Genomic DNA, 1,584 nt, shown 5'->3' with positions numbered 1-1,584 from the left:
TGCATTATCTCCTTTTTGTTTATAATTATTCGTATAAATGAAAAATAATAATTGAAAATTTTTATGAATAATATTATAATAAAATCTATTCAAATATTTAATAATAATTTTATCGGTTTTATTTTGCTTTATGGAATATATAATATCCACGACTATTTATTTGCTTAAAGGAACATATACGACTTTAAGCCTTTATTTTGTAACGGCTTTATTTTCAATGCCTTTGTCTATGCTTTTTGCCGCGTTGCAATTCAGCGCTCCAAAATTTGTAAGATATATTTTCGATATATACGCTTGGATATTCAGAGGAACGCCTTTAATATTGCAATTAATTTTCTTTTATTACGGGCTTCCGTTAATGACTAATAATTTTATAGCTTTTCCAGCTTTTACTTCGGCGGCTATAACTTTTATTTTAAATTATTCCGCTTATCTTATGGAAATATTCAGAGCGGGCATAGAAAGTATAGAAAAAGGGCAGTTTGAAGCGGCTTATGTTCTTAATTTGAATCATAGACAGATTATGACGAGAATAATTTTGCCTCAAGCGGTTAGAAGAGTTTTGCCTCCGTTGTCGAACGAAGCGATTAATTTGGTAAAGGATACGGCGCTTGTTATAGTTTTGGGAATAGGAGATTTGATGCTTCATGCGAGAGAAATATTAACGAGAGATTTTAAATTGATGCCTTTCGTTATAGCGGGGATAATATATTTGGCTTTCACTTCGGTTTTGGTTCTAATTTTTAGGCGGTTGGAGAAAAAATATGTTATCAGAAATTAACTTAAAAGTAGTCGACTTAAAAAAATCTTATAAAAATATTTCCGCGATAAACGGAGTTTCTTTCGATGTTCATAAAGGCGATATACTTTCGATTATAGGACCTTCGGGAGCAGGAAAAAGTTCTCTTCTTAGAAATATAATTCAAATAGAAAGTCCCGATTACGGCGAAGTTTATATAGACGGCGAAATTTTATTTTCAAAAACCGCGGATAAAAAAAATAATTTATCGCATGCCGAAATGATGAAACGAAAAGAAAAAATGGGAATGATATTTCAGCATTTCAATTTATTTCCGCATAAAACCGCTTTAGAAAATATTATAGAAGCTCCGATTATAGTAAAAAAAATTAATAGAGAAGAAGCGATTGAAGAGGCTTTAATACTTTTGGATAGAGTGGGGCTTAAAGACAAAAGCGAAAGCTATCCAAACGAATTATCGGGCGGACAAAAACAGAGAGTCGCCATTGCGAGAGCGCTTGCCATGAAACCCGAAATACTTTTATGCGATGAGCCTACTTCTGCATTGGACCCAGAGCTTATAGGCGAGGTTTTATCCGTTTTGAAAGAACTTGCCAAAGAAAAAATGACTATGATAGTTGTAAGCCATGAAATTAGTTTTGTGCGGGAACTTTCCACAAATATAGCTTTTATGGACGGCGGAAAAATTGTGGCGATGGATAGCTCGAATAATTTTTTTAATAATCAGAAAAACGAAAGAATAATTGATTTTCTTAATAAGATTTTTCATAAATAAATTTTTATAAAATTAAACAAAATTTTTTTCTAATTTTATAATATTAGAT

The 1,584-nt window shown here is 31.5% G+C and carries 2 protein-coding genes; both read left to right on the top strand.

Annotated features, from left to right (window positions below; all coding sequences use genetic code 11):
• The first annotated feature begins 130 nt into the window (after positions 1-130).
• Positions 131-781, top strand: a complete 651-nt coding sequence (locus tag ACR0QS_RS13150) for an amino acid ABC transporter permease (protein ID WP_432633905.1) — start codon at positions 131-133, stop codon at positions 779-781.
• Positions 765-1,535 carry an amino acid ABC transporter ATP-binding protein gene (locus ACR0QS_RS13145; RefSeq protein WP_432633904.1) on the top strand — a complete coding sequence of 257 codons (771 nt, stop codon included), beginning with the start codon at positions 765-767 and terminating at the stop codon, positions 1,533-1,535. The genes ACR0QS_RS13150 and ACR0QS_RS13145 overlap by 17 nt, the downstream gene beginning before the upstream one ends.
• The last annotated feature ends 49 nt before the right edge of the window (positions 1,536-1,584 follow it).

This window comes from Brachyspira sp. (assembly GCF_050873525.1).
Taxonomy (GTDB): domain Bacteria; phylum Spirochaetota; class Brachyspiria; order Brachyspirales; family Brachyspiraceae; genus Brachyspira.
This window is presented reverse-complemented; position numbering and strand designations above follow the sequence as displayed.

Bases quoted from the DNA above. Each gene is read 5' to 3' on its own strand.
- ACR0QS_RS13145 (WP_432633904.1), top strand. From the start codon at position 765: ATGTTATCAGAAATTAACTTAAAAGTAGTCGACTTAAAAAAATCTTAT.
- ACR0QS_RS13150 (WP_432633905.1), top strand. From the start codon at position 131: ATGGAATATATAATATCCACGACTATTTATTTGCTTAAAGGAACATAT.